This is a genomic window from Williamsia herbipolensis, from assembly GCF_000964005.1.
In the GTDB taxonomy this organism is placed as follows: domain Bacteria; phylum Actinomycetota; class Actinomycetes; order Mycobacteriales; family Mycobacteriaceae; genus Williamsia_A; species Williamsia_A herbipolensis.
Window position 1 is genome coordinate 158,558 of sequence record NZ_JXYP01000020.1, and the last position, 24,787, is coordinate 183,344.

Consider the following 24,787-nt stretch of genomic DNA (forward strand, 5'->3'; position numbering starts at 1 on the left):
GCACTCGCCCGGCCGGCGGCCGGTGGTCCCCACCGATCGGGTGACCATCCGGGCCGCGGAGAACGAGGTGCGCGTTGATCGTCGAGACGCCCCAGTTGATCCTGCGGCCCGTCGGCACGAACGACGTGTCGTCACTGGTGGAACTCGACAGTGATCCCGCGGTCATGCGGTACGTGTCCGGAGGCGCACCGACCCCTCGCGCGGTGATCGAGGACTGGGTGGTGCCCCGAGCGGTGGCCGAGATGTCGTCGCGCCGCGGCGGCGGGATGTGGGCGGCCATCGACCGGTCGAGCGGGGAGTTCGTCGGCTGGTTCTCGTTGCGGGCCCCGCGCCACGGCACGCAACCCGAACTCGAACTGACCTACCGACTCCGGCGTGCGGCATGGGGCCGTGGACTGGCGACGGAGGGGTCGCAGACCCTCATGCGCGTCGCGTTCGACGCCCCCGACACCGGACGGGTCTTCGCGAGCACGATGGCCGTGAACTCGGCGTCGCGTCGGGTGATGGAGAAGTCCGGGATGCGTTTGACCGCATTGCATCTCGGCGACGACGCCGAAACCGACGGTTACGAGCGCGGCGAGGTCGAATACGAGCTGCGCCGCTCCGACTGGGAGAGCGCGCGTTTCGTGTGGGGGGTGCGTGGGTCGACGTCCGAGCTCACGGCCTGAGTGGCATCTGCGGCATCGCCGCGATCTGTGCCGCGTCGGACGGTCACGATGCCGCACAGCATCACCACGGCTCCGGCCATCTGAGCCGGTGACATCGACTGGCCCAGCAGGATCCACGACGCCGTCGCCGACGTGATCACCTCGACCAGCGCGACGAACGACGCCAGGGTGGGGCCCAACCGCCGGACGGCCGCGATCCCCGTGACGTAGGCGATCGCGGTCGAGATCACCGCGACCGCGACGGCTGCGGTCCACCAGGGCAGTTCGCCTCCGGCGAGGGTGACATCCGCGGTGCTCGCCGTCATTGGCAACAAGCCGACGGCGCCGGCCGCGCCGACGAGGAGGGCTCCGATCACGAGTCCGCCACAGGTGAGCGCGACCGGGTCGACGTCACCCCGACTGCGCCCGTCGACGTCGACGCGCGCGCTCGGACCGGCGATCAGGAAATACCCGGCCAGCCCGACGGCGGCGGCACCGGCCCAGAGGACACCGATCGGGTCGATCGACCACCCCGCGGCGCCACCGATGACCACGGTCACCAATCCCGCGATAGCGACAGCAGCGCCCAGCAGCGTGAGACGACCGGCGCGATGCCCGCCGACCACCCGGCGGTAGATCAGCACCAGCACCGGCGCGCTGTACTCGATGAGCAGAGCGACGGCGACATCGAGATGCCGAACGGCGTTGAAGAAGCACAACTGCACCATCGCCACCCCCATCACGCCGTAGGCGAGCACCGACCAGGGTGCACGGGCGATGGTGGCGAGACGCCGACGCCCCATGATCGCGGCCGGTACCACGAGCACCACCGCGCCGAGCCCCAGGCGCAGGAGGGTTGCCGCCGTCGAGGACCACCCGGCGTCGATCAGCGCCGAGGCCAGCGGCCCCGACATCCCGAACGACATCGCGGAGACGGCGGCCAGCGCGACGCCGGACGTCACCGATCCGGGCCCCGCCGTCGGTGTGGTTGTTGCGCGTGGCATCGGTTCGCCTCTCCTGGTGCCGTCGCATCCGGTGTGTCATGAGCGTCGGCAGCTTATGCTCATGACAAGGAAACGACACGCACCTGTCAGGAGTCAAGATGCGTTTCACCCATGACACCGAGCCGGCGTTGGTCGCGGTCACCGCACTGGTCAATTCCGGGCGCACCGACACCGACACGCTGGCCACGACCGATGACCTCGGCGACTTCCTCGACACCCACGGCTACACCGGCCGCCACGACGGCGATGTCACAGAACTGCAGGCGGTCCGCGCGCTGCGCGACCGACTCGCCCGGTTCTGGGACCTCGACCGCGACGCCGCGGCCGCGGAGGTGAACCGGATACTGCGTGAATCGGGCGCCCGGCCGTTCGTGACACGTCACGACACGGCCGACTGGCACATCCACGTCACCGACTCGGGCGATCCGCTCGCCGACCGCATCGGGGCCGAGACCGCGATGGCGTTCGTCGACCTCATCCGTGCCGACGAGTTCGACCGACTCCGCACCTGCGTCGCCGACGACTGTGACTGCGTACTGATCGACATGTCACGCAACCGTTCTCGCCGCTTCTGCGCCGAGCGCAACTGCGGGAACCGGGCCAGCGTGGCCGCCTACCGCGCCCGTCGATCGCAGATCACGCACTCCTGATCGACCCGTGGCATCGGTGGCCACCCACCTCCCTCGACGAGGTCGTGTGAGCCTTGTCGCGTGCGAGTCGGACGGATTGACTACCGTTGGCGTCGAGCACGGTCGCGGAGACCGACCCGATCGGTCGGATCTCCCCCACTCGGTCGAGCCCACGCGTGACCATCGTTTGCGGCAGCCCCACCGCACGTCGACTGACAGGAGAAGCCCATGAGCGCTACGACGGACGGACGACACCCACACCGCGTCGTGGTGATCGGCTCGGGATTCGGCGGCCTGTTCGGCACACAGCGCCTGCGCAAGGCCGATGTCGACGTCACCCTGATCGCCCGCACCACCCACCACCTCTTCCAGCCGATGCTCTACCAGGTCGCGACCGGCATCGTCTCGGAGGGCGAGATCGCCCCCGCCACCCGCGTCATCCTGCGCAAACAGGACAACGCCCGAGTGCTGCTCGGTGACGTCGAGTCGATCGACCTCGAGCGCAAGGTCGTGACCTCGCGGCTGCTGACCCGCCTCACCGAGACGCCGTTCGACAGCCTCATCGTGGCCGCCGGTGCCGCGCAGTCGTATTTCGGCAACGATCAGTTCGCCGAGTTCGCCCCCGGCATGAAGACCATCGACGACGCGCTCGAACTGCGCGGACGCATCCTCGGTGCCTTCGAGCAGGCCGAGCTGTCGCAGGATCCCGAGGAACGGGCCCGGCTGCTCACCTTCGTCGTGGTCGGCGCCGGACCGACGGGTGTCGAACTCGCGGGCCAGATCGCGGAGATGTCGGACAAGACCCTCAAGGACACGTTCCGCAACATCGACCCGACGAGCGCCCGGGTGATCCTGCTCGACGCCGCGCCCGCCGTGCTGCCGCCGATGGGTGAGAACCTCGGCACGAAGGCGGCCAAGCGGCTCGAGGGCATGGGCGTCGAGATCCAGCTCAACGCAATGGTCGTCGACCTCGACTACAACGGCCTCACCGTCAAGGACAAGGACGGCACCACCCGCCGTATCGAGTCGCAGTGCAAGGTGTGGTCGGCCGGCGTCGCGGCGAGCCCGCTCGGCAAGCAGCTCGCCGAACAGAGCGGCGTCGAACTCGACCGCGCCGGTCGCGTGAAGGTGCAGCCCGACCTCTCGATCCCGGGTCACCCGAACGTGTTCGTCGTCGGCGACATGATGTCGATCGACGACGTGCCCGGCATGGCGCAGGGCGCCATCCAGGGTGGCCGGTACGCGGCCGACGCGATCAAGGCGGGCCTGAACGGTCAGAAGCCCGAGGACCGCACCCCGTTCAAGTACCACGACAAGGGGTCGATGGCGACGGTGTCGCGGTTCAGTGCCGTGATGAGCGTCCCGATCCCGTTCACCTCCAAGCGTTTCGAGACCGAGGGCTTCTTCGCGTGGCTCGGCTGGCTCGCGCTGCACCTGGTCTACATCGTCGGGTTCCGCAGTCGCCTGAGCACCATCATCGACTGGGCGGTGTCGTTCACCACGCGCAACCGGTCGCAGCTGACCGTCACCGAGCAGCAGGTGTACGCGCGCACCGCGATGGACCATCTGCACCACCTCGAGTCCGAGAACAAGGTCGACGAGTCGTCGGGCATCCCGGCGGCGGATGCGCCGACTCCCCCGGCGGCGACGTCCACACCCGCCGGTGACGGCGCAGACGTCGAGGGCACGACCGACGCGCAGGCCGAGGCCGAGAAGAACATCGGCGATCCCGACGTCGTCGAGAAGGAACGCGCCGACGCCGGTTAGAGCGCGGCCAGGGCGGAGTTCGCGTCGGTGAGCGACGCCGACACCACGGTCGTGAGCGTCGCACCGCAGCGCAGGTCCAGTCGTGCGGCGACCGCGGTCGGGGAGACCGCGGCCGGCCGCGGGTCGGGGTAGACGAACCTGCTGATCAGTGCGCGCCGCGACCGGTCGAGTTCGACGCGGTGTCGCAGGGCGGCGGCGCGGTCGATGTCGACGTGCAACCGGCCCGACCACCGTCCGGCCCCCTCGGTGTGCCGTCCGATCTGCACGGTCTCCCCGATCGTCACCCTCGCGGTCGACGCCGCGTGCACGTGTGTCCGCGTGCGGTGGTCGGCATCGGCGGCGACGATCGTCGGCAGTGGGTCCACCACAAGTTCCGCGTCGTCGGCGACGTCGAGGTTCCATTCCGCATCGGAGACGGTCTCGTGGCGCGCGGGCAGGGCGATGGTGGCCGCGACAGTGTGCAGGTGCAGGCGTGCGCCGGCCTGCACCTGCACGCTGACGCTGATGTGGTCGCCGCCCAGCGGGGTGGCCGCGGTCGAGATCAGATGCACCCGGTCGACACCGGTCTGCCGCACCGCGAGTCCGCCCGTGGCGCGGATCAGCGGGGTCCGACCGCTGCGCGCGATGATGCGCACGTCGGTGTGCATCAGGTCGTGACGCCGGCCACCTCGGCGAGCTGCGTACGGACCCACGCGAGGACGTCGCTCGCGGCCGGGTCGTCGGTCAGGGAGATCAACGCGGTGGGGCGGCCCTCGCGGACACGCGCGGCGTCGCCGGCCATCACGCCGAGGTCCGCACCGACCAGCGGCGCCAGGTCGGTCTTGTTGACCACGAGCAGATCCGAGAACGTCACGCCCGGACCACCTTTGCGGGGCACCTTGTCGCCGCCGGCGACGTCGATGACGAAGATCTGCACGTCGATCAGTCCGGTCGAGAACGTCGCGGTGAGATTGTCCCCGCCCGACTCCACGAGGATCAGGTCCAGGGGCGGGTTCGCCGCCACGAGGTCGTCGATCGCGTCGAGGTTGGCGGTGATGTCGTCGCGGATCGCGGTGTGCGGGCATCCACCGGTCTGGACCGCGGTGATCCGTTCGTCGGGGAGAACCGCGTTGCGACGCAGGAAGTCCGCGTCCTCGGTCGTGTAGATGTCGTTGGTCAGCACGGCGACCGAGAGCTCTTCTCGCAGTTGCCGGCACAGTGCCGCCACAAGTGCCGTCTTTCCGGATCCGACGGGCCCACCGATACCGATCCGCAGGGCCTCCCCTGCGACGCGCTCCCGGCGCGGGCGGTCGTGATGGGTGTGGGGTTCACCGTCGATCAGATGCGGGGGCATGGTCACCATCCTCGTGTGTGCGTGCTGCGGGTGCGGTCGGGGGCTCGGTCATCTCAAGGGCTAGGTCATCTCAAGGGCTCGGTCGTCCGTGCCGGGGCGTCAGGAGGCGAACAGGGGCATGTCACGCCGTTCGTGTCGTTCGGCGAGGACGTCGAAGACCGGGTCGGACAGATCGGCGAGTTCGAGCGCGGCCAGGTCTGCGGTCTCCTCGCACACCCCGGCCAGATCCATCGTGACCATCGCGACGTCGGCCGGGTCGAGGGCGAGCAGGCGTTGGCCTGCGGTCGCCGAACCGGTCATCGCCGTGTACAGCGAGACCAACGCCGTCTGTCGCGCATCGAGACCGCAGAGCCGCCCCACCGTCCCGGAGATCACCGGCAGGTGTGTCCGGCCCACGTGCGGGGCGAAGTCGTGATGCGGCCATCGGCGGCGGGCCAGGCGCAGCATGCCGCGCCCCTGCGCCACCGACGCCGCCCGCGCGGCCGCCGACGGTGTGCGGGCGTCGGTCTCCCCTTGGGCGTCGGCCTCGTCGATCCGCCCCTCGGCGACGGCGGCGGCGATCGACGCGGCGACGAGCCCACCGGTGCGGACACGGTGTTCGAGGTGGGAGCGCAGGCTCGCGACATCGGTCACGAGGCGATCGGCGACCGCCTGTTCGACACCCGCGGAGTGCACGTGTCCGCCGACGGGCAGCCGGGAGTCGGCCAGGGTCAGCATCATCGCGAACGGTATCGGCGCGGCCATCAGAACAGGAAGTAGCGCTGGGCCATCGGCAATGAGGTCGCCGGTTGCTCCTCCCACACCTCGCCGTCGATGCGGACGGTGAAGGTGTCGGGATCGACGACGATGTCGGGGGTGGCGTCGTTGAGCGGCATGTCGGCCTTGCCCACCGCGCGCACATTGCCGACCGGTGCGAGTCGTCGTCGGACACCGAGCCGGTCGGCGAGACCGTCGTCGAGGGCCTGCTGGGTCACGAATGTCAGCGAGGTGTCGGCCGCGACCGGCGCCGAGGCGCCGAACATGGGGCGCGGCAGCACCGGCTGCGGGGTCGGGATCGAGGCGTTGGCGTCGCCCATGGCCGCCCAGGCGATGGCGCCGCCCTTCACCACCACATGCGGCCTGATGCCGAAGAACGCCGGTTCCCACAGCACGAGGTCGGCGAGCTTGCCCACCTCGATCGAGCCGATCTCGTGGTCGAGGCCGTGGGCCACCGCGGGACAGATCGTGTACTTCGCGACGTAGCGTCGGGCGCGGTTGTTGTCGGCGCGGGAGTCACCGGCGAGCGAACCCCGCCGGGACTTCATCACGTGCGCGGTCTGCCACGTGCGCAGCACCACCTCACCGACACGTCCCATGGCCTGGGCGTCGGAGCCGATCATCGAGATCGCACCGAGGTCGTGCAGCAGATCCTCGGCGGCGATCGTCGAGGGACGGATCCGACTCTCGGCGAAGGCGAGGTCCTCGGGCACGCTGGGGTTGAGATGGTGGCAGACCATCAGCATGTCGAGGTGTTCGTCGAGAGTGTTCACGGTGTGCGGGCGCGTGGGATTGGTCGAACTCGGCAGGACGTTCGGATAGCTTGCGACGGTGATGATGTCGGGTGCGTGCCCGCCACCGGCACCCTCGGTGTGGTAGGCGTGGATCCCCCGGCCGGCGATGGCCCCGAGCGTGTGCTCGACGAACCCCGCCTCGTTGAGGGTGTCGGAGTGCAGGGCCACCTGTACGCCGGTCTCGTCGGCGATCCGTAGACAGGCGTCGATCGCCGCCGGGGTGCTCCCCCAGTCCTCGTGCACCTTGAATCCCGATGCGCCGGCGAGGATCTGCTCGCGCATGGAGTCGGCCCCGACCGTGTTGCCCTTGCCCAGCAGCGCGATGTTCATCGGCCAGTGGTCGGTGGCGGCGATCATCGACGCCAGGTGCCACGCGCCCGGCGTGACCGTGGTCGCCTTGCTGCCCTCGGCCGGGCCGGTGCCCCCGCCGATGAGCGTCGTGATCCCGTTGCCGAGGGCCTCGTCCATGATCTGCGGCGCGATGAAGTGGACGTGGCAGTCGATGCCGCCCGCGGTCACGATCTTGCCGTTGCCCGCGATGATCTCGGTCGACGGGCCGATCACGAGGTCGGGGTGCACACCGTCCATGGTGTCGGGGTTGCCGGCCTTGCCCAGAGCGACGATGCGACCGTCACGAATTCCCAGGTCCGCCTTGATGATCCCCCAGTAATCGAGAACGACGACACCGGTGATGACGGTGTCCGGGGCGCCTTCGGCGCGGGTGGCGCGGCCCTGACCCATCGATTCGCGGATCACCTTGCCCCCGCCGAACACCGCCTCGTCACCGGCCAGACCCGGTCCGCCGCAGCGGTCCTCGGTCACCTCGATGAGAAGGTCGGTGTCGGCAAGGCGGATCCGGTCGCCGACGGTCGGACCGAACAGTTCCGCGTATCGGGACCTGTGCAGCGACGCCATGTCAGTCCAGCCTTCCCGGCGGGTCGAGGGAGAGGCCGGGGACCACCCGGGCCCCGCCGATGGGGATGAGGTCGACGGTCATCTCGATACCCGGTTCGAAACGCACGGCCGTTCCCGCAGGGATGTCGAGTCGTCGACCGTGCGCCTGCTCCCGGGGGAACGACAACGCCGGATTGCACTGCGCGAAGTGGAAGTGGCTGCCGACCTGGACGGGTCGATCACCGGTGTTGACGACGACGATCTGCGTCACAGGCGCTCCGGCGTTGATCTCGATCTCGCCGTCGTCGCAGAGGATCTCACCGGGGACCACGCGGCTCGCGCCGGCCGGATGGGCGGTCATGAGATCGGGTCGTGGACGGTGACAAGTTTCGTCCCGTCCGGGAATGTGGCCTCGACCTGGACATCGTGGAGCATCTCGGGCACGCCGTCCATCACCTGTTCGCGGGTGAGCACCTCACGGCCCGACGCCATCAACTCCGCGACCGATCGGCCGTCGCGCGCGCCCTCGAGGACGTGGTCGGTGATGACCGCGATCGATTCCGGGTGGTTGAGGAGCAGTCCGCGGCCCTGTCGGCGACGCGCCAATTCGGCTGCGTAGGAGATCATCAGCCGCTCCTGTTCGTGCAGTGACAGCCGCACGTGCCCTCCTCACCGACGTCGTTTCCCGTCCGGCAGATCCGATCCCGCAGGCCACCGAGCCCTCATAGTGCCACGCGGCCGGTGGCCTGGCGCGGCGACGACCGCGCTCGGCCGAGGTGTGTTCTCAGACCGGTCGACGCCCTGCGGCCACCGCGGCCACGCGGGCCGGGGTGATCGCGGGTGCGAGCGCGGCGACGTCGTCGTGGGTGAATGCGCCGCACGCCCATCCCCGCGCCACCACCGTGGCCATCGCCCGGGCGGTGGCCGGCTCGTCGAGCACGCCGGTGTCGGATCCCGGGTCGGCCGTGCCGTCGCCGGTCACCCGCTCGAGATGACCACCGAGACGGGCCGCAGCGGCCGGCATCGCCTCGGCGAAGAACGTCTGCACCGCCAACCATCGGGTCACCAGGTGTCCCGGGTGCATGTCCCAGCCCTGGTAGATGCCGCATTCGAGGGAACGCCGCACCAGACGGTGGTGGCGTCGGAGAGCCGAGGCGACACGGTCGGGGTCACCGGTCGGCACGACCTGTGTCGATCCGTCGCTCACCCACACCCCGGTCTGCGCAGCGGCGGCGAGCATGACGGCCTTGGCGTGGTCGGCGACGGGGTGTTCGAGTGACTGATGCGCCGACACCACACCCATCGCGGCGCTGTAATCGTAGGTACCGTAATGCAATCCGCTCAGTCGCGGACCCGAACGGTGGATGGCGGCGGCCACGGTGGCGGTACCGTCGAATCCGATCACCGCCTGCGGACTCTCGATCTGTAGCTCGAACCGGACGGTGTTCTCGCCGAGTCCGTGCGCGCGTTCGATCTCCTCACAGAGCGCGACCACGGCGTCGACCTGTTCGACCGCGCGCAGTTTCGGCACGGTGAACACGAATCGGTTGGGCACCCCGCCCGCGCCGGTGAGCACCATCTCCATGCTCCGCAGCCCGCGACGCCGTTCGGCCGCACCGAGCCCCTTGCACCGCACCCCGGAGGACAACCGCGGTCCGGTGGCGGTGCGTGACCAATGGGCGAGCACCTCGCCGGCCGCGCGGGCGTGGGCGTCCTCGACGTCGTCGGGTCGGTTGCCGTATCCGTCCTCGAGGTCGATGCGCAAGTCGTCGACGGGGTCGCGGCGCAACCGGGCGATCACGGCGTCGACCGCGGCATCGGAGGACAGTGCGACGAGCACCGGACGGTTCGCCTCGGCGATCGACACCGCCTCGGTCGACCACAGTGAGAGGGTGTCGCTCGCCACGACGTCGGCGCCGACGTACACGGTGTGGACGGGTTGTTCGTCGACGCGCACATCGGGGTACATGGCGTCGAGTCGAGCGTCGACGGGGTCGAGGATCGCGTCCATCCGCTGCGCGGCGCGATCGGTCAGGCCGGTCATCGCCGTCACCTCAGGACGGTCGGTTGTCGAGATTCTGCAGACGGACGCGACCCTGGGCGACCAACCGGTCGTCGGCGTCGGTGATGTCGACCTGCCACAGCTGCTGCGAACGCCCGCGATGGATCGGGACGGCCCGGCCGGTCACCCGGCCGCTGCGGACCGCTTTGAGGAAGTCGGTCGAGTTGTTGACCCCCACGACGCTGGCCGGCAGGCCTTTGTCCTGCAACCACTTCGCCGCCGACACCGAGGCCAGCGATTCGACGAGCGCACAGTACGTGCCGCCGTGGACGATCCCGTAGGGCTGATGGTGGACGGCCCCGGCCTCGAAGCTCGCGACGGAACCGTCTCCGCTGATCGTCGAGTAGTCGAAGCCGAGGGTGGCGTCGAGTCCGCTGGTCACCATGTCGGTCATCGACAGTTCGTCTGCCACGGGAACTCCTTCGGGGGTCGGATGAGGTGACCCTATGCCACGACCGCGGCGGGGAAACGGAGCGGAAAACCGGCAGGCCCCACACCGGGGGTGTGGGGCCTGCCGTGGCGTGGACCGGGGGTCTCTGCAGCCCTCAGGACGCTCGCGCGGTCCGACGTTGTGATTAAGATAGGCTACCCTTATCGAGATCGTCAAGTGGGTCGACTAACTGGCCGTCGCGGCCAGTATCACGATCGCGGGGCCTGCGGTGACGCCCCGCACCGCATACATCGGTAAACTCGGGAGGATGAGCGGTTTGGGTGATCTGGAACGCGCGGTCATGGACAATCTCTGGTCCAGCGACCGCCCGCAGACGGTGCGGCAGGTACACGCAGCGCTGTCGCGTGACCGCGAGCTGGCCTACACGACCGTGATGACGGTGCTGCAGCGCCTGGCCAAGAAGAACCTGGTCACGCAGATCCGTGACGACCGCGCTCACCAGTACTCCCCCACCCACCCGCGCGAACACCTCGTCGCGAGCCTCATGGTCGACGCACTGAGCGAGGCCGACGAGTCGACATCGCGCCACGCGGCGCTGGTCTCCTTCGTGGGCCGCGTGGGCGCCGACGAGGCCGACGCCCTGCGACGCGCTCTCGACGAACTCGAGGCCGCCCGTCCGGACTCCGGAAGCCGCTGACCGGGCAGTCGCATCTGTGCCTGGAGGACATGCTCTCCCGGGTAGAATGGCGGTGTCACCCGCCGCGCACCGCGACCCGTAGGACTCACTGATGACCGCCTTGGTATTCGGGCTCTTCGCCCTGATCCTCACCGGGCCGGTCGCCGAGTGGCTCTCCCGGGCACGGTGGACGCTGCGTGCCCCGCGAGCTGCCATGACCCTGTGGCAGGCGGTCGCGCTGGCCGCCGTGCTCTCGGCCTTCAGCTGCGGACTCGCCATCGCCTCCAACCTGCTGGTCGTCGGACCCGATGGACGGCCGACGACGAACCCGCTCGACGAGATCGACTCCCTCGGCATCACCCTGTGGCTCGTCTACGTCGGTGTCTTCGTCCTCACCCTCGTCATCGGTGCACGCCTGATGTACACCGTCGTACGGGTGGGCGTACGCACCCGCGCCCGCCGCTCGGCCCACCGCCAACTGATCGACCTGCTCGACTGCGTCGACCGCAGCCGCTGCGATCGGCAACTGTTGGCCCGCGACGTCCGCATGCTCGAGGTCGAGCAACCCATCGCGTACTGCCTGCCCGGACTGCGGCAGCGCGTCGTGCTCAGCGAGGGCGTCATCGCCCGCCTGAACCCCGACGAGCTCGAGGCCGTCATCACACACGAGCGCGCGCACCTGCGTGCCCGCCACGACCTCATCCTCGAGGCGTTCATCGCCGTGCACGCCGCGTTCCCGCGCTTCATCCGCAGCAAGTCCGCTCTCGGTGCCGTCCAACTCCTGGTCGAGGTCCTCGCCGACGACCACGCCGTGCGGGCCACCGGACCCACGCCGCTCGGTCGGGCCCTGGTGGCGTGCGCCGATTCGGTCGCACCGCGCGGGGCGCTCGCCGTCGGCGGCCCCACCACCCTCACGCGCGTCCGCCGCCTCACCCACGACGAGCCCGCACGCACCGCCGCCCTGGCCGCGTACGTGTGCGCGGTCGGCATCCTGGTGCTGCCCACCCTCGCGGTGGCCATCCCCTGGCTCACCGAACTCAGTCGACTGCTCACCGCCTGACCCTCGCGGAGCATCTCCTCGGCGCGACGGAATAGGCTGGGTCACATGACACAGAGCACATCGGCTGACACCTCCTCGGGCACTGCACGCGCACAGATCGGTGTCACCGGTCTGGCGGTCATGGGTTCCAACATCGCCCGCAACTTCGCCCGTCACGGGCACACGGTCGCGCTGCACAACCGGAGCATCGCCAAGACCGACGCCCTCATCGACAAGCACGGCTCCGAGGGTGACTTCGTCCGCACCGAGACCATCGAGGAGTTCATCGCCGCGCTGGAGAAGCCGCGCCGCGTGCTCATCATGGTGAAGGCCGGCGACGCCACCGACGCGGTGATCGGTGAGCTCGCCGACGCCATGGAGGAGGGCGACGTCATCATCGACGGCGGCAACTCCCTCTACACCGACACCATCCGGCGCGAGAAGGAGATGAGCGACCGCGGGCTGAATTTCGTCGGCGCCGGAATCTCCGGTGGCGAGGTCGGCGCGCTCGAGGGCCCGTCGATCATGCCCGGTGGCCCCAAGGAGGCCTACGAGTCGCTCGGCCCGCTCCTCGAGTCGATCTCGGCACACGTCGACGGCACCCCGTGCTGTACCCACATCGGCCCCGACGGGTCGGGGCACTTCGTGAAGATGGTGCACAACGGCATCGAGTACGCCGACATGCAGCTCATCGGCGAGGCCTACGACCTGCTCCGCAAGGCCCTCGACCTCCCGGTCGACAAGATCGCCGACGTCTTCCGCGAGTGGAACTCCAGCGACCTCGAGAGCTACCTCATCGAGATCACCGCCGAGGTCCTCTCCCAGACCGACGCCGACACCGGCAAGCCGCTCGTCGACGTCATCGTCGACGCCGCCGGCCAGAAGGGCACCGGACGCTGGACGGTGAAGTCCGCACTCGACCTCGGCGTCCCGACCACCGGCATCGGCGAGGCGGTGTTCTCCCGCGCCCTGTCGAGCGCACTCGACCAGCGCAAGGCCGCCAACGGACTGGAGTCGGGGACGCTCGGCGAGGCGCCGACCGACACCGATCAGTTCATCGACGACATCCGCTCGGCGCTCTACGCGTCGAAGGTCGTCGCCTACGCGCAGGGCTTCGACCAGATCGCCGCGGGCAGCAAGGAATACGACTGGGACCTGCACCCGGGCGCGATGGCCACCATCTGGCGCGGCGGCTGCATCATCCGCGCGCAGTTCCTCAACCGCATCGTCGAGGCGTACGACGAGAACGCCGACCTGCCGAGCCTGCTGCTGGCGCCGTATTTCCGCGACGCGGTCGAGAAGGCCGTCGACAGCTGGCGCCGCGTGGTCGTGACCGCGACCCAGATGGGCATCCCCGTGCCGGCGTTCGCGTCGTCGCTGTCGTACTACGACGCGTTGCGCGCCGACCGCCTGCCCGCCGCCCTCACCCAGGGTCTGCGCGACTACTTCGGCGCGCACACCTACCAGCGCATCGACAAGGAGGGCACGTTCCACACGCTGTGGAGTGAGGGCCGGACCGAGGTCGAGGCCTGAGCCCTTGAGGTTTCTCGACGGACAGACCCCGACCACCGACCTCACCTACGACGACGTCTTCGTGGTGCCCGGCCGCAGCGATGTCGCCTCGCGCTTCGACGTGGATCTGACCAGCCGCGACGGCACCGGCACGACGATCCCCATCGTCGTGGCGAACATGACCGCAGTCGCCGGCAAGCGCATGGCCGAGACGGTCGCCCGCCGCGGCGGGGTCGTGGTGCTCCCCCAGGATCTACCCGCCGAGGCCGCGGCCGAGTCCATCGCGGCGGTGAAGAGTCGCCACCTCGTCGCCGACACCCCGGTGACCCTCGGTCCCGAGGACTCGGTGTCGGACGCGATGGCGTTGCTGCCGAAGCGGTCGCACGGCGCGGTGGTCGTGCTCGACGACAACCGTCGGCCGCTCGGCATCGTCACCGAATCCGCGTGCGCCGGTGTCGATCGTTTCGCGCGTCTGCGGGAGGTGCTCGACACGACGGTGGTGTCGATGCCGGTCGACTCCGATCCGCGTGCGGTGTTCGACGCACTCACCGACCATCATCTCGGTGTCGCGATCCTCACCGGGACCGATGGTGAACTCATGGGGGTCCTGACCCGCACCGGCGCGCTGCGCACCGGCATCTACCAGCCCAACACCGACGCGCAGGGGCGTCTTCGGGTGGCCGCCGCGGTCGGGATCAACGGCGACGTGGTGGGCAAGGCGACGGCGCTCGTCGCCGCCGGCGCCGATGTCCTCGTCGTCGACACCGCGCACGGTCACCAGGAGAAGATGATCGCCGCGGTCCGGGCCATCTCCGAGGCCGCGCTCGGTGTCCCGTTGGCCGCGGGGAACGTGGTGTCGGGGCGGGGCACCACCGATCTGCTCGACGCGGGGGCCTCGATCGTGAAGGTCGGTGTCGGGCCCGGCGCCATGTGCACCACCCGCATGATGACCGGCGTCGGACGACCCCAGTTCTCGGCCGTCGCCGAATGCGCCGCGGTGGCGCGCGCCCGCGGTGCACACGTGTGGGCCGACGGCGGCGTCCGACACCCGCGTGACGTCGCGCTCGCGATCGCCGCCGGTGCCTCGAACGTGATGATCGGTTCGTGGTTCGCCGGCACCTTCGAATCCCCGGGCGATCTGCAGCACGATCCCTCCGGTCGCCCTTACAAGGAGAGCTTCGGCATGGCGTCCAAACGTGCGGTCGCCGCACGCACCGCCACCGACAGCGCCTTCGATCGGGCACGCAAGGGTTTGTTCGAGGAGGGCATCTCGAGTTCACGGATCCTGGTCGATCCGCAACGCCCCGGCGTGGAGGACCTCATCGACCACATCTGTTCCGGCGTGCGGAGCACCGCCACCTATGTGGGTGCGCGGACACTCGACGAACTGCACGAGAAGGTGGTGCTCGGCGTGCAGTCGGCGGCAGGCTTCGCCGAGGGGCGGCCGCTCCCGAGCGGATGGTGAGCCCCCGCTCGTCTGACCTGTGAGCGCGGTCACCCGATACGATGAACCACAGACATCGCATCGAACTGCGCCCGGTCGACCTCACCCCGCGGCGCTCATGGAGGACAACTGCTCGTGCAGGCACTGATCCTCGTCGGGAGCCTCCTCGGTTTCATCGCCCTCACCCTGGGCACCGCTCTGTTCGTGGCGGCCGAGTTCTCCCTGACCGCCCTCGAGCGCTCGGCGGTCGAATCGGACCTCCGGCGTCGTGACGACCGTCGCGCGCGGCAGGTCGCCCGCGCCCACCGCACGCTGTCGTTCCAGCTCTCCGGCGCCCAGCTGGGCATCACCATCACGACCCTGGTGACCGGTTACATCGCCGAACCTGTTCTCGCGCAGCTGTTCTCACCAGCACTTGACGCGGTCGGGGCGTCGGACGAGGTGAGTTCCATCGTCTCCATCGTCCTCGCCCTGGTGATCGCGACGTCGCTGTCGATGATCCTCGGCGAGCTGATCCCGAAGAACTACGCCATCGCGCGACCGCTGCCCACCGCCCGGGGCACCGCGGGCCCGATGACCGCGTTCTCGACGGCGTTCAAATGGGCCATCAACGGACTCAACGGCAGCGCGAACATGCTCGTGCGCCGGCTGGGCATCGAGCCCGCCGAGGAACTGCGCTCGGCGCGGTCGCCGCAGGAACTCGGGTCGCTGGTCCGCAACTCGGCCCGTGAGGGCGCGCTCGACAAGGGCACCGCGCTGCTGGTCAGCCGGTCGTTGCAGTTCGGCGAGCGCACCGCTGAGGAACTGATGACCCCTCGGGTCACCGTCGACGCGCTCGATCAGGATGCCAACGTGCGCGACCTCATCGTCGCCGCGTCGGAGACGGGCTTCTCGCGGTTCCCGATCGTGGTCGAGGGCGATCTCGACAACATCCGCGGCTTCGTCCACATCAAGCAGGCGTTCACGGTGCCGCTCGCCGAGCGCGAGTCCACCACCCTCGGGGTGTTGGCGCGCGCGGTGCCGGTGGTGCCCGCCAGCCTCGACGGCGACGCTCTCATGGGGCGCATCCGCGCCGACGGGATGCAGGTCGCCATCGTCGTCGACGAGTACGGGGGCACCGCGGGGATCGTGACGACCGAGGACCTCATCGAGGAGATCGTCGGCGACGTCACCGACGAGCACGACGACGAGCAGGCCGACGTCGCCCCGGACGGCACCGGCTACACCTGCGCCGGGCTGCTGCGCATCGACGAACTCGCCGAGGCGACCGGCTACCGCGCCCCCGAAGGCGACTACGACACCCTGGGCGGTCTGGTCATGCAGACCCTGGGCCGTCTCGCGACCGAGGGCGACGAGGTCGACCTGCCCGAACGCGACGGAGCCGACGACGAGGACTCCGGCGGGGACCCGATGCCGGTCGCCCCGCGGTGGCGCGCCCGTGTCGTCCGCATGGACGGTCGACGCATCGACGTCGTGTCGCTGACCCCGATCCCCGAGTCCGGGGAGGCGCCGTCGTGAACGACATCCTCGGTGTGCTGTTCGCCGTCGCACTGCTGGCGGGCAACGCGTTCTTCGTCGGCGCCGAGTTCTCGCTGATCTCCGCCCGCCGCGACCGGCTCGAGGCGCTGGCCGATCAGGGCAAGCGTCGCGCGACGACGGTCATCCGGGCGGGCCAGGAGCTGTCGCTCATGCTCGCCGGCGCACAGCTCGGCATCACGATCTGCTCGATCCTGCTCGGCCGCGTCGGTGAACCCGCCGTCGCGCATCTCATCGAGAAACCGATGGACCTCGCCGGTGTCCCCGACGCCTTCCTGCACCCGATCGGGTTCACCATCGCGCTGATCCTCGTGGTGATCCTGCACATCCTGCTCGGTGAGATGGTGCCGAAGAACATCGCGCTGGCCGGGCCGGAACGCTCGGCGATGTTGCTGGTGCCCGCCCACCTCGCCTTCATCCGCGTCGCCCACCCGCTGATCGCCTTCTACAACCTCGCGGCGAACCTGTCGCTGCGGGCGATGCGGGTGGAGCCGAAGGACGAACTCGACGCGACGGTCTCGGCCGGCGAGCTCGCCGAGATGATCGGCGAGTCCCGCGAGGAGGGGCTCATCGACGCCGAGGAGCACGACCGACTGACCCGCGCCCTGCGCACGACCGGTCGAACGGTGTCGGAGGTGGCGATCGGACTCGACGAACTCCGCAGCGTCCAGGTGACCGTCGAACCGGGCACCGGACGGTCCGGACCCACCCTCGGATCGATCGAGAAGGCGGTGTCCGACACCGGGTTCTCCCGGTTCCCTGTCCGCGGTGTCGACGGCGTCTACACCGGCTATCTGCACCTCAAGGACGTTCTCGACGAGATCCTCGACGATCTGGTGGGCCAGGACTCGGTGATCGGTGTCGACAAGATCCGACCCCTGCCGGTGATCTCCGGCGACACCTCGCTCGACGAGGCCACCGCCCACCTGCGCCGCACCAGCGCCCATCTCGGCGCGGTCGTCGACGGCAACGGCCGCACCATCGGGGTCGTCGCGCTCGAGGATCTCGTGGAGGAGTTCGTCGGCACCGTGCGCGACGAGACCCACCGGGTGTGAGCGTGTCCATCACCACCACCGGCCGGGTGCTCGCGCCGGATGAGTGGGCGCAGCGCGCATCGACGCATCGCGACCGCGTCGACACACTGCTGACGGCACACCCGCAGCAGACGGCGTCGGGTGAGGCACACCCGGTGTGGCAGTTCCTGTTCCGCTACTACAGCCACAAGCCGGCACAGCTGCGTCGGTGGCACCCCGGTTTCGGCGTGGCGCTCGGCGGCGAACCACCGCATCGGCAGTTCCCGCACTACGCGGTCACCGATGACGGGCACCTGACGGTCGATCCCGACCACCTCGCCGACCGGCTCACCACCGTCGCGTTCGTGCACCGCCTCCTGTCGGCGACCGAATCCCGCGCGCCGCGTCTGAACTGCTTCGGCCTGCACGAGTGGGCGATGGTCTACCGCGCCCCGGACACGCGGCGGCACCCCGCGCCGCTGCGCCTGTCCGAGACCGACACCGACGCCGTCGTGGAGGCGGCGGATCTGCGTTGCACCCATTTCGACGCGTTCCGCTTCTTCACCGACGACGCGACCGGGCGCAACGTCGAGCCGCTGTCGCGGTCGACCCAGGTAGACCGGGAGCAACCCGGATGCGTGCACGCCGGGATGGATCTCTACAAATGGGCGCACAAGCTGGTGCCCCTCATCGACTCCGAGACCGTCGTCGACGCCCTCGAACTCGCCTTCGACCTCCGGGCGCTCGACATGCGCGCGAGCCCCTACGACCTCGCCGGGCTCGGCTTCGCGCCGATCGAGATCGAATCGGCCCGTGGTCGTGCCGAATACGTTCGGCTGCAGGCGGCGTCGGCTCGGCGGGCGGCGGTGCTGCGTCGCCGTCTCATCGATCGTTGCGCGGCCCTGATCAGCGCAACCTGAGCGACGACGCCCGCTTACCGCCGAGTAACCTGAACGCCGAACACACGTCCACACCAGGAGAAGCGAGGCAGTCATGACCGAGCGGGTCACAGTCGGAGAAGGCGGGAACAGCGTGCAGGTCGCGTCCGTTCTGCACGACTTCATCACCTCCGAGGCCCTGCCCGGCACCGGTGTGGACACCGACGCGTTCTGGAACGGTGTCGCAGAGATCATCACCGATCTCGCGCCCCGCAACGGCGAGCTGCTCGGCGTCCGCGATGAGCTGCAGCAGCAGATCGACGCATGGCACCGCGACAACACCTTCGAGGCCGGCGCCTACAAGGCGTTCCTGCAGGACATCGGCTACCTCGTCGAGGTGCCCGCGGACTTCCAGATCACCACCGCCGGCGTCGACACCGAGATCACCAGCACCGCCGGCCCGCAGCTCGTCGTCCCGGTCCTCAACGCACGCTTCGCGCTCAACGCCTCCAACGCGCGCTGGGGTTCGCTGTACGACGCGCTCTACGGCACCGACGCGATCCCCGAGACCGACGGCGCCGAGAAGGGCAGCTCGTACAACAAGGTCCGTGGCGACAAGGTCATCGCCTACGCCAAGAACGTCCTCGACGGCGCGGTCGCGCTCGAGGGCGGTTCGTGGGCGTCGGTGACCGGCCTGGCCGTCGACGGCACCGTCCTCACGGTCACCCTCGACGACGGCTCGACCACCGCTCTTGCCGATCCGGCCGCGTTCGTCGGGTTCACCGGCGAGGCCTCGGCCCCGACCGGTGTCCTGCTGCGCCACAACGGACTGCACCTCGAGGTGCAGATCGACGCCGACTCCCCCATCGGCTCCACCGACCCCGCGGGCATCAAGGATGTCCTCGTCGAGTCGGCGATCACCACGATCATGGACTTCGAGGACTCCGTCGCCGCGGTCGACGCCGACGACAAGGTGCTCGGATACCGGAACTGGTTGGGACTCAACAAGGGTGATCTGGCCGAAGAGGTCAGCAAGGGCGGCAAGACCTTCACCCGTGTGCTCAACCCCGATCGCGTCTACACCGCGCCCGGTGGCGGTGAGCTCACCCTGCCGGGTCGGTCGCTGCTGTTCGTCCGCAACGTCGGCCACCTCATGACCAACGACGCGGTCGTCACCGCCGACGGCGCCGAGGCGCCCGAGGGCATCCTCGACGCGATCTTCACCTCGCTCATCGGCGTCCACGGCATGAGCGCCGACGGCCTGCAGAACTCGCGCACCGGTTCGATCTACATCGTCAAGCCGAAGATGCACGGTCCCGACGAGGTCGCCTTCACCGTCGAGCTGTTCGGTCGTGTCGAGAAGCTGCTCGGGCTGCCCGAGAACACCCTCAAGGTCGGCATCATGGACGAGGAACGCCGTACCACGGTCAACCTCAAGGCCTGTATCGCCGCGGCATCCGAGCGGGTCGTCTTCATCAACACCGGCTTCCTCGACCGCACCGGCGACGAGATCCACACCTCGATGGAGGCCGGCGCCGTCGTCCGCAAGGCCGAGATGAAGTCGCAGGCGTGGATCAAGGCGTACGAGGACTTCAACGTCGACACCGGCCTGCACGCGGGTCTGCAGCACCACGCACAGATCGGCAAGGGCATGTGGGCGATGCCCGATCTGATGGCCGACATGCTCGAGCAGAAGATCGGTCACCCGAAGGCCGGCGCCAACACCGCGTGGGTGCCCTCGCCGACGGCTGCGACGCTGCACGCGCTGCACTACCACCAGGTCGACGTGTTCGAGCGTCAGGACGAGATCGCCAAGCGCGACCCGGCCTCGGTCGACGACATCCTGACCATCCCGCTCGCCCCGAACACCGACTGGAGCGACGAGGAGAAGCAGCAGGAGCTCGACAACAACTGCCAGTCGATCCTCGGTTACGTGGTCCGGTGGATCGATGCGGGCGTCGGTTGCTCGAAGGTCCCCGACATCCACGACGTCGCGCTCATGGAGGACCGCGCGACGCTGCGGATCTCCAGCCAGCTCCTCGCGAACTGGCTGCGCCACGGCATCGTCTCCGAGGCCGACGTCGTCGCCTCGCTGGAGCGGATGGCGCCGGTCGTCGACCGACAGAACGAGGGCGACGCGACCTACCGGCCGCTGGCCCCCGACTTCGACTCCAACATCGCCTTCCAGGCGGCGAAGGAGCTGATCCTGTCCGGGACCACGCAGCCCAGCGGCTACACCGAGCCGATCCTGCATCGCCGTCGCCGGGAGTACAAGGCCGCGCAGGGCTGATCGGCGAGGCTATCCTCGTCGCCTATGGGTCAGCACCGCACCGACGAGACGCGCCGCCGCGGCGTCAGCCGGGGGTTGTCGCTGACGATCCTCGCGGTGATCGTGGTGGTGGCGCTCGTAGTGGGCTGGAACCTGCTGGGCACCAGCCTGTCCGACGACGGTGACGCTGCCGCGCGTACCTGCGTGGAAGGCGAGCAGACGGTCACCGTTCTCGCCGACGCCGACATCGCCACACCACTGGCCACGATCGCGCAGGCCTACTCGGCGACCCGGCCCGTCGTGCGCGATGCGTGCGTGACGGTGACGGTGCGACCGTCGGACCCGAAGACCACGCTCGAGGGACTGACCGGTACCTGGGACACCGCATCGATGGGCGCCTACCCCGCGGCGTGGGTGCCGGCGTCGTCGGTGTGGAGTGCACAGCTGCTGGCTGCCCGTTCAGCGATCGTCGACGGCGACCCGGAGTCGTTGGTGTCGTCGCCCGTGGTGCTGGCGGTGGCACCGGAGTTCGCGCGGGCCGCGGCGGGGCGGGTGTCGTGGATCGAACTGCCCACCCTGCAGCGCAACGACAACAGCCTCGCCGAGTTCGGGTTGCGGGGCTGGGGCTCGTTGCAGATGGCCCGCGCGTCGGGCCCGGGCAGCGACGCGACCGTGCTCGCATCGCAGGCCGTGGCGACCGAGGTGGGTCGGGCGACGGCGAACGGCCTCACCGTGGCCGATGCGCAGTCGCGGCAGGTGACCTCGACACTGCTCGATCTGCGCCGACGCTCCCCCGTCGCGACCGACGGCAGCGCGCAGCGGACCTTGACGACGATCGCGGGCAACGGTGACCCGGCGGGGGCGGCCGTCCACGCCGTCCCGATCACCGAACAGGCCCTCTACGCCGCCACCAAGGACACCGCACAACCATCGGTGGTCGAGCTACGGCCCCAGGGCACGACACCCACGGCCGATCACCCGGTCGTCGACCTGACCGGCCCGCAGGTGAGCGCCACCCAGGCCGAGGCCGTCGCTGCGTTCTTCCGGTTCGCGCGGACACCGGACCAGTTGCGGACCATCACCACGCTCGGATTCCGGGGCGGCGCATCGCTTCCCACCCGGACCGCGGCGGTGTCGTTCGACGTCACCGCGACCCCGATGCCGGCGCCCGAACCGGCCGCCGGCGCCGCGATCGCGCAACTCGTGCTCGGCGGGTAGCCGAACCTCGACTCGGGTCGGCTGACCCGCTCAGGCCTCGACGGGCTCGCTGAAGGCCTCGATGGGCGGGCAGCTGCACACCAGGTTGCGGTCGCCGTAGACGCCGTCGATCCGGCGCACCGAGGGCCACACCTTGTCGCGCGCACCGGCGCTGGGTCGTCCGTTCGGGAACGCGGCCTCCTCGCGGGTGTAGGGGTGATCCCACTGCGCCACCAGACACTCGGAGGTGTGCGGTGCGCCCCGCAGCGGGTTGTCGTCGACGGCCCAGGTGCCGTCGCCCACCTTGTCGATCTCGGCCTTGATGGCGACCATCGCGTCGATGAAGGCGTCGATCTCGTCGAGGTTCTCGCTCTCGGTGGGCTCGACCATCAGGGTCCCCGACACCGGGAAGCTCATCGTCGGCGCGTGGAAACCGTAGTCGGCGAGTCGTTTCGCGACATCGTCGACGGTGACGCCGGTCGCCTTGGTGATCGGGCGGAGGTCGAGGATGCACTCGTGCGCGACGGTGCCGTTCGCCCCGGTGTAGAGCACCGGGTAGTGGTCGGCCAGTCGCTTGGCGATGTAGTTGGCCGACGCGATGGCGGTGAGCGTGGCCCGTCGCAGCCCCTCGGCCCCCATCATCAGGATGTAGGCGTAGGTGATCGGCAGGATCGACGCCGAGCCGTACGGTGCGCCCGAGATGGTGATGTCGCCGGGCAGGTCGTCGTCGAGCGGGTGTCCGGGCAGGAACTCCGCGAGGTGCTCGCGGACGCCGATCGGTCCGACACCGGGTCCGCCGCCGCCGTGCGGGATGCAGAACGTCTTGTGCAGGTTCAGGTGACTGACGTCGCCGCCGAACTGGCCCGGTCGGGCGACACCGACGAGAGCGTTGAGGTTCGCGCCGTCGACGTAGACCTGACCGCCGGCGTCGTGGACGGCCGAGCAGATCTCGCGGACCTCGTGCTCGAAGACACCGTGGGTCGAGGGGTAGGTGATCATGATCGCGGCCAGCGTCTCGGCGTGGGTCGCGATCTTCTCCTTGAGGTCGGCGGTGTCGACGTCACCGTTCGCACGGCACGCGACGACCACGACGCGCATGCCCGCCATCACCGCCGAGGCGGCGTTGGTGCCGTGCGCGCTCGACGGGATGAGGCAGATGTCGCGGGTCTCGTCGCCGCGGCTGAGGTGGTACTTGCGGATCGCGAGCAGACCCGCGTACTCACCCTGCGAACCGGCGTTGGGCTGCAGGCTGATCCGGTCGTATCCGGTGATGTCCGACAGCCACTTCTCGAGGCGGGTGATCATGGTCCGCATCCCGGCGACGTCGGCCTTCGGGGCGAACGGGTGCAGGCCGGCGATCTCGGGCCAGGTGATCGGCTCCATCTCCGCGGCCGCGTTGAGCTTCATCGTGCACGAGCCGAGCGGGATCATGCTGCGGTCGAGGGCGATGTCCTTGTCGGACAGTCGCCGCAGGTAGCGCAGCATGGCCGTCTCGGTGTGGTACCGGCTGAACGCGGGGTGGGTCAGGAACTCCGAGGTACGTGCGGGGCTGATCGGCGCCGGAGCCGACGCGTCGGCGAGGTCGACCCCGAAGGCGGCGGCGACCGCGGCGACGTGCTCGGCGGTGGTCGTCTCGTCGCAGGCGACGCCGACGTGGTCGGCGTCGACGAGACGCAGGTTGATGTTCGCGTCGTTCTTGGCGGCCGCCACGACGTCGGCGGCACGGCCGGGCACCGTCACCAACAGGGTGTCGAAGTAGGTGTCGGTCACGACGTCGACGCCACCGGCGGTCAACGAGTTCGCGATCGACGTCGCGCGGGCGTGCACGCGCTCGGCGATGCCGGTGAGTCCCTTCGGGCCGTGGTAGCTCGCGTACATGGCGGCGAGGACGGCGAGCAGGACCTGGGCGGTGCAGATGTTGCTGGTCGCCTTGTCGCGGCGGATGTGCTGCTCACGGGTCTGCAGCGACAGCCGGTAGGCGAGGTTGCCGTCGGCGTCCTTCGACACCCCGACCAGACGGCCGGGCAGCTGGCGGGCGTGGGCGGTGTGCACCGACAGGTACCCGGCGTGGGGTCCACCGAAGCCCATCGGCACGCCGAAGCGCTGCGTGGTGCCGAAGCAGGCGTCGGCACCCTGGTCGCCGGGCGCGGTGATGAGGGTCAGGGCCAACAGATCGGCACCGACGGCGACCAGCGCGCCGCGCTCGTGGGCGGCGGCGATGATGGGGGCGGCGTCGATGACCGCGCCCGAGGCGGCGGGCACCTGGAGCAGCACGCCGAAGAACTCGCCGTCGGGCAGGCCGGCGGTGAGATCGGCACGGACCACCTCGATGCCGAGCGGCTCGGCGCGGGTGGTGATCACCGCGGCGGTCTGCGGGAACACGTCGGTGTCGACGAGGAAACGCGGCGACTTGCTCTTGTTCGCGCGGCGCAGCAGCGTCATGGCCTCGGCCGCGGCGGTCGACTCGTCGAGCATCGACGCGTTCGCGACGTCCATGCCGGTCAGGTCGGACACCATCGTCTGGAAGTTGAGGAGTGCCTCAAGTCGGCCCTGGCTGATCTCGGGCTGGTACGGGGTGTAGGCGGTGTACCAGGCGGGGTTCTCGATGATGGAGCGCCGCAGCACCGCCGGGGTGTGGGTGCCGTAGTAGCCCAGGCCGATCATCGAGGTGGCGACGGTGTTCTGCGAGGCCAGTTCGGCCAGCTCGGCGAGGGCCTCGACCTCGGTGGCCGCCGGCGGCAGCGTCTGCAGACCGTTGGCGTCGGCCGGGTCGGCGATCGAGGCGGGCACCACCCGATCGGCGAGGTCGTCGAGAGAGGAGATCTCCAGCACCGACAGGATGCGGGCGAGGTCGTCGGAATCGGGTCCGACATGGCGGTCTGCGAAGACATCGGAGAACAGCTCGGTCACGGGAGAACCTTTGCGCCGAGTCCGGCGGCACGCCGG

General features: G+C 69.7%; 22 protein-coding genes. 12 read left to right on the forward strand and 10 right to left on the reverse strand.

The window, feature by feature from the left end; genetic code table 11:
* The first annotated feature begins 74 nt into the window (after positions 1 to 74).
* Positions 75 to 668, forward strand: a complete 594-nt coding sequence (locus tag TU34_RS23005) for a GNAT family N-acetyltransferase (protein ID WP_045822877.1) — start codon at positions 75 to 77, stop codon at positions 666 to 668.
* Here the strand turns inward: TU34_RS23005 and TU34_RS10860 are convergent.
* A complete protein-coding gene (locus tag TU34_RS10860; protein WP_082080141.1) occupies positions 566 to 1,651 on the reverse strand; it encodes an EamA family transporter in 1,086 nt (361 codons plus the stop codon). The genes TU34_RS23005 and TU34_RS10860 overlap by 103 nt on opposite strands.
* A 98-nt stretch (positions 1,652 to 1,749) precedes the next feature.
* Between TU34_RS10860 and TU34_RS10865 the strand changes: the two genes are divergently transcribed.
* Positions 1,750 to 2,301, forward strand: a complete 552-nt coding sequence (locus TU34_RS10865; RefSeq protein ID WP_045822878.1) for a CGNR zinc finger domain-containing protein — start codon at positions 1,750 to 1,752, stop codon at positions 2,299 to 2,301.
* A 207-nt stretch (positions 2,302 to 2,508) separates the two neighbouring features.
* Complete coding sequence (locus TU34_RS10870) at positions 2,509 to 4,047, forward strand: NAD(P)/FAD-dependent oxidoreductase (RefSeq protein WP_045822879.1); 1,539 nt, start codon at positions 2,509 to 2,511, stop codon at positions 4,045 to 4,047.
* Here TU34_RS10870 and TU34_RS10875 read toward each other — a convergent pair.
* From TU34_RS10875 to TU34_RS10910, 8 genes are all read right to left on the reverse strand, one after another.
* Positions 4,044 to 4,694, reverse strand: a complete 651-nt coding sequence (locus tag TU34_RS10875) for an urease accessory protein UreD (protein WP_045822880.1) — start codon at positions 4,692 to 4,694, stop codon at positions 4,044 to 4,046. The genes TU34_RS10870 and TU34_RS10875 overlap by 4 nt on opposite strands.
* Complete coding sequence (gene ureG, locus TU34_RS10880) at positions 4,694 to 5,380, reverse strand: urease accessory protein UreG (RefSeq protein ID WP_045822977.1); 687 nt, start codon at positions 5,378 to 5,380, stop codon at positions 4,694 to 4,696. The genes TU34_RS10875 and ureG overlap by 1 nt, the downstream gene beginning before the upstream one ends.
* A gap of 99 nt (positions 5,381 to 5,479) precedes the next feature.
* Positions 5,480 to 6,124 (reverse strand): urease accessory protein UreF, encoded by a 645-nt coding sequence (locus tag TU34_RS10885; protein WP_045822881.1) that lies wholly within the window; start codon positions 6,122 to 6,124, stop codon positions 5,480 to 5,482.
* A complete protein-coding gene (locus TU34_RS10890; RefSeq protein WP_045822882.1) occupies positions 6,124 to 7,845 on the reverse strand; it encodes an urease subunit alpha in 1,722 nt (573 codons plus the stop codon). Before TU34_RS10890 ends, TU34_RS10885 begins: the two co-directional genes overlap by 1 nt.
* A gap of 1 nt (position 7,846) precedes the next feature.
* Complete coding sequence (locus tag TU34_RS10895; RefSeq protein WP_045822883.1) at positions 7,847 to 8,185, reverse strand: urease subunit beta; 339 nt, start codon at positions 8,183 to 8,185, stop codon at positions 7,847 to 7,849.
* Positions 8,182 to 8,484 carry an urease subunit gamma gene (locus TU34_RS10900; RefSeq protein WP_045822884.1) on the reverse strand — a complete coding sequence of 101 codons (303 nt, stop codon included), beginning with the start codon at positions 8,482 to 8,484 and terminating at the stop codon, positions 8,182 to 8,184. Before TU34_RS10900 ends, TU34_RS10895 begins: the two co-directional genes overlap by 4 nt.
* A gap of 124 nt (positions 8,485 to 8,608) precedes the next feature.
* Positions 8,609 to 9,868: a DUF6986 family protein gene (locus TU34_RS10905; protein WP_045822978.1), complete on the reverse strand. Its 1,260-nt coding sequence runs from the start codon at positions 9,866 to 9,868 to the stop codon at positions 8,609 to 8,611.
* Positions 9,869 to 9,878: 10 nt separating this feature from the next.
* Positions 9,879 to 10,298: a PaaI family thioesterase gene (locus tag TU34_RS10910; RefSeq protein WP_420835174.1), complete on the reverse strand. Its 420-nt coding sequence runs from the start codon at positions 10,296 to 10,298 to the stop codon at positions 9,879 to 9,881.
* A 286-nt stretch (positions 10,299 to 10,584) separates the two neighbouring features.
* Between TU34_RS10910 and TU34_RS10915 the strand changes: the two genes are divergently transcribed.
* From TU34_RS10915 to TU34_RS10955, 9 genes are all read left to right on the forward strand, one after another.
* Positions 10,585 to 10,974 (forward strand): BlaI/MecI/CopY family transcriptional regulator, encoded by a 390-nt coding sequence (locus TU34_RS10915; protein WP_045822885.1) that lies wholly within the window; start codon positions 10,585 to 10,587, stop codon positions 10,972 to 10,974.
* A 91-nt stretch (positions 10,975 to 11,065) separates the two neighbouring features.
* Positions 11,066 to 12,013, forward strand: coding sequence for a M56 family metallopeptidase (locus TU34_RS10920; protein WP_045822886.1), 948 nt, complete (start codon positions 11,066 to 11,068; stop codon positions 12,011 to 12,013).
* A gap of 45 nt (positions 12,014 to 12,058) precedes the next feature.
* Positions 12,059 to 13,525, forward strand: coding sequence for an NADP-dependent phosphogluconate dehydrogenase (gndA, locus tag TU34_RS10925; RefSeq protein WP_045822887.1), 1,467 nt, complete (start codon positions 12,059 to 12,061; stop codon positions 13,523 to 13,525).
* A gap of 4 nt (positions 13,526 to 13,529) precedes the next feature.
* A complete protein-coding gene (guaB1, locus tag TU34_RS10930; protein WP_045822888.1) occupies positions 13,530 to 14,969 on the forward strand; it encodes a GMP reductase in 1,440 nt (479 codons plus the stop codon).
* Between the two features lie 114 nt (positions 14,970 to 15,083).
* The gene (locus TU34_RS10935; protein WP_045822889.1) at positions 15,084 to 16,466 is read left to right on the forward strand and encodes a hemolysin family protein; all 1,383 of its coding nucleotides are present in this window, start codon (positions 15,084 to 15,086) and stop codon (positions 16,464 to 16,466) included.
* Complete coding sequence (locus tag TU34_RS10940; protein ID WP_045822890.1) at positions 16,463 to 17,539, forward strand: hemolysin family protein; 1,077 nt, start codon at positions 16,463 to 16,465, stop codon at positions 17,537 to 17,539. Before TU34_RS10935 ends, TU34_RS10940 begins: the two co-directional genes overlap by 4 nt.
* A 2-nt stretch (positions 17,540 to 17,541) precedes the next feature.
* Complete coding sequence (locus TU34_RS10945; RefSeq protein WP_150116490.1) at positions 17,542 to 18,417, forward strand: 3-methyladenine DNA glycosylase; 876 nt, start codon at positions 17,542 to 17,544, stop codon at positions 18,415 to 18,417.
* Between the two features lie 73 nt (positions 18,418 to 18,490).
* Positions 18,491 to 20,665, forward strand: coding sequence for a malate synthase G (locus TU34_RS10950; RefSeq protein ID WP_045822891.1), 2,175 nt, complete (start codon positions 18,491 to 18,493; stop codon positions 20,663 to 20,665).
* Between the two features lie 24 nt (positions 20,666 to 20,689).
* Positions 20,690 to 21,862: a type 2 periplasmic-binding domain-containing protein gene (locus TU34_RS10955; RefSeq protein ID WP_045822892.1), complete on the forward strand. Its 1,173-nt coding sequence runs from the start codon at positions 20,690 to 20,692 to the stop codon at positions 21,860 to 21,862.
* A gap of 30 nt (positions 21,863 to 21,892) precedes the next feature.
* On the opposite strand, the gene gcvP is transcribed toward TU34_RS10955, so the two are convergent.
* A complete protein-coding gene (gene gcvP / locus TU34_RS10960; protein WP_045822893.1) occupies positions 21,893 to 24,751 on the reverse strand; it encodes an aminomethyl-transferring glycine dehydrogenase in 2,859 nt (952 codons plus the stop codon).
* Between the last annotated feature and the right edge of the window lie 36 nt (positions 24,752 to 24,787).

Excerpts from the sequence above, each read along its gene's own strand:
- TU34_RS10860 (WP_082080141.1), bottom strand. The coding sequence starts at position 1,651 with ATGCCACGCGCAACAACCACACCGACGGCGGGGCCCGGATCGGTGACG.
- TU34_RS10865 (WP_045822878.1), top strand. The coding sequence starts at position 1,750 with ATGCGTTTCACCCATGACACCGAGCCGGCGTTGGTCGCGGTCACCGCA.
- TU34_RS10870 (WP_045822879.1), top strand. The coding sequence starts at position 2,509 with ATGAGCGCTACGACGGACGGACGACACCCACACCGCGTCGTGGTGATC.
- TU34_RS10875 (WP_045822880.1), bottom strand. The coding sequence starts at position 4,694 with ATGCACACCGACGTGCGCATCATCGCGCGCAGCGGTCGGACCCCGCTG.
- ureG (WP_045822977.1), bottom strand. The coding sequence starts at position 5,380 with ATGCCCCCGCATCTGATCGACGGTGAACCCCACACCCATCACGACCGC.
- TU34_RS10885 (WP_045822881.1), bottom strand. The coding sequence starts at position 6,124 with ATGGCCGCGCCGATACCGTTCGCGATGATGCTGACCCTGGCCGACTCC.
- TU34_RS10890 (WP_045822882.1), bottom strand. The coding sequence starts at position 7,845 with ATGGCGTCGCTGCACAGGTCCCGATACGCGGAACTGTTCGGTCCGACC.
- TU34_RS10895 (WP_045822883.1), bottom strand. The coding sequence starts at position 8,185 with ATGACCGCCCATCCGGCCGGCGCGAGCCGCGTGGTCCCCGGTGAGATC.
- TU34_RS10905 (WP_045822978.1), bottom strand. The coding sequence starts at position 9,868 with ATGACCGGCCTGACCGATCGCGCCGCGCAGCGGATGGACGCGATCCTC.
- TU34_RS10915 (WP_045822885.1), top strand. The coding sequence starts at position 10,585 with ATGAGCGGTTTGGGTGATCTGGAACGCGCGGTCATGGACAATCTCTGG.
- TU34_RS10920 (WP_045822886.1), top strand. The coding sequence starts at position 11,066 with ATGACCGCCTTGGTATTCGGGCTCTTCGCCCTGATCCTCACCGGGCCG.
- gndA (WP_045822887.1), top strand. The coding sequence starts at position 12,059 with ATGACACAGAGCACATCGGCTGACACCTCCTCGGGCACTGCACGCGCA.
- TU34_RS10950 (WP_045822891.1), top strand. The coding sequence starts at position 18,491 with ATGACCGAGCGGGTCACAGTCGGAGAAGGCGGGAACAGCGTGCAGGTC.
- TU34_RS10955 (WP_045822892.1), top strand. The coding sequence starts at position 20,690 with ATGGGTCAGCACCGCACCGACGAGACGCGCCGCCGCGGCGTCAGCCGG.